This window comes from Achromobacter sp. UBA5777, assembly GCF_002418565.1.
Classification (GTDB): domain Bacteria; phylum Pseudomonadota; class Gammaproteobacteria; order Burkholderiales; family Burkholderiaceae_B; genus Achromobacter; species Achromobacter animicus.
In genome coordinates, this window is the sequence record NZ_DIEJ01000169.1 from 1 (window position 1) to 2,290 (window position 2,290).

The following is a 2,290-nucleotide window of genomic DNA, read 5'->3' on the forward strand; positions in this document are numbered from 1 at the left end:
GCTGAACCACCCACCACCGCGAATAGCGCGCCGTCGGGCGCGGGCCGGCCCGCCGGTCAGATGCATCAGGCGCAGCAATCGCAGCAGCCGGCCCAGCCCCAGCGTCCGGCCGCAGCGCCGACGTCGCAGGCTTGCGCGACTTGCGGCGTGGTCCAGACCATCCGCCAGGTGCAGGTGCCCACCAAGGATGACAGCAACCATCTGGTCGGCACCATCGCTGGCGGCGTGGCCGGCGGCGTTGTGGGTAATCAGTTTGGCGGAGGCAACGGCAAGACGGCGTTGACGGTGCTTGGCGCGGTCGGCGGTGCTTTGGCAGGCCGTGAAGTTGAGCGTAATATCAGACAGCAACAAACAGTGACGCACTATGAACTCACGGTGCGCATGAATGACGGCAGCACGCGACAGTTCCGCAGCGCTCAGCCGTTCGCGTTCGCTTCCGGCGACCACGTGCGCGTGGAGAACAACCAACTGCTGCCCGGGTGACCCCCGGCCGCCGGCAGCAAGCACCCGACTATGGAGACACCTGGAATGAGCGACCAATACAACAACCCGTTCGTCCTGCCCGGCATGGGCCAGAGCTCTGATTTGTCGGGCAACCCGCTGCTGGCCAGCATGGAGATGATGCGTCAGGCGTGGGCCGGGTTGACCGGTCCCGGCGGCCTCGCCAGCAGCCTGCCCATGGCCCCGCCGATGAATTTGGAAGACCTGGACCGCCGCATCGCCGAGCTTCGCTCGGTGGAAAACTGGCTGCGCATGAATCTCAGCATGCTCTCGAGCACCATCCAGGGCATGGAAGTGCAGCGCTCCACCATCAGCACCTTGCGCGCCTTCGTGGACAGCGCATCGCGTATGGATATGGGCGCAAGCCAGGACGGCGCCGCGGCGTCGCCGCTGGAAGTCGCGCTGGGGTTGAAGCCGGCGCCAAAAACGGCGGGATCTGCCAGTGCCGCTTCTGCGCAGTCCAGCAATGCGACCCCTGCAAACGAAAAGGAAAACGCCGCCGCGCAGTCGGGCGCTCAGCCGGAAGGCGCGGGCGCACCGGCCGGGACCGGACCGGAATCGGCGGCCGCCATGAGCGAACAAATGGGCGCCGCGGCGCAGTCGGCGTCCAAGGCGTGGTGGGACCTGCTGCAGCAGCAGTTCAATCAGATCGCAGCGGCTACCGCTGCATCCATGCCGGCCGGCGCACCGGGCGCTGCAGGCGCGCCGGACGCCGCAAAGTCCAAGTCCAAATCCGACGCCGAGGCCCCCAAGGCGTCGGCCCAGCCGGACGCCAAGACCGGAAAGCCGTCCGCCAAACCCGCCGCCGCGCGCAAGCCGGCCGCCGCCAAGCGCACGGCCAAGACCGCCAAGAAAAGTGGGCCTGCCGACGGCAAGCCCTGAACCCATCCTTCAATCGACACGCGGGTAGGCCGCAAGGCCGCCCGCCCGTCTCTCAACCTACTGGAACCTATGCTTAATGTTGTGATTCTTGCCGCCGGACTGGGTAAACGCATGCAGTCCGACCTTCCCAAAGTGCTGCACACGCTGGCCGGCAAACCCATGCTGTCGCACGTGCTGGACAGCGCGCGCCAACTGAAGCCCGCGCGCATCATCGTGGTGGTCGGCCATGGCGCTGAACGCGTCAAGCAAGCATTCGAAGGCCAGCCGGACCTGCACTTCGTGCTGCAGCAACCGCAACAGGGCACGGGTCATGCCGTGCAACAGGCCGTGCCGCTGCTGCTGGAAGGCGACGGCAAGGACGACGTCACGCTGGTGCTGTACGGCGACGTGCCGCTGGTGCAGCCCGAAACGTTGCAGCGTTTGCTGGACGCGCGCGGCCAGGGCGCCGCCGTGCTGACCGAAGTGCTGGCCGATTCCACGGGCTATGGCCGCATCGTGCGCGACGCCAACGGCAACGTGTGCCGCATCGTCGAACACAAGGACGCATCCGACGCCGAGCGCGAGATCAAGGAAGTGAACACCGGCATCCTCAGCGCGCCCACCGCGAAGCTGAAGAACTGGCTGACCCGCATCGACAACAACAACGCCCAGGGCGAGTACTACCTGACCGACGTGGTCGGTCTGGCCGTGGTCGACGAGGTGCCCGTGGGCGCGGCCCAGCCGGGCGCCGGCTGGGAAACGCTGGGCGTGAACAGCCGCGTGCAGCAGGCCGAACTGGAGCGCCGCTGGCAGGCCGAGCAGGCCCGCCGCCAGCTCGAAGCCGGCGTCACGCTGGCCGACCCGGCGCGCTTTGACGTGCGTGGCACGCTCACCTGCGGCCGCGACGTGTTCATCGACGTGGGCTGCG

General features: G+C 67.7%; 3 protein-coding genes. All 3 read left to right on the top strand.

Going from position 1 to position 2,290, the window contains the following annotated elements:
• The coding region (locus B3446_RS13320) for a glycine zipper 2TM domain-containing protein (protein ID WP_291381674.1) at window positions 1–483 on the top strand (483 nt) is incomplete at its 5' end.
• Between the two features lie 45 nt (window positions 484–528).
• The gene (locus B3446_RS13325; protein ID WP_291381676.1) at window positions 529–1,383 is read left to right on the top strand and encodes a PhaM family polyhydroxyalkanoate granule multifunctional regulatory protein; all 855 of its coding nucleotides are present in this window, start codon (window positions 529–531) and stop codon (window positions 1,381–1,383) included.
• A gap of 69 nt (window positions 1,384–1,452) precedes the next feature.
• A partial coding sequence (locus tag B3446_RS13330; protein WP_291381678.1) for a bifunctional UDP-N-acetylglucosamine diphosphorylase/glucosamine-1-phosphate N-acetyltransferase GlmU occupies window positions 1,453–2,290 on the top strand: 838 nt, incomplete at its 3' end.

Excerpts from the sequence above, each read along its gene's own strand:
- B3446_RS13325 (WP_291381676.1), top strand. The coding sequence starts at position 529 with ATGAGCGACCAATACAACAACCCGTTCGTCCTGCCCGGCATGGGCCAG.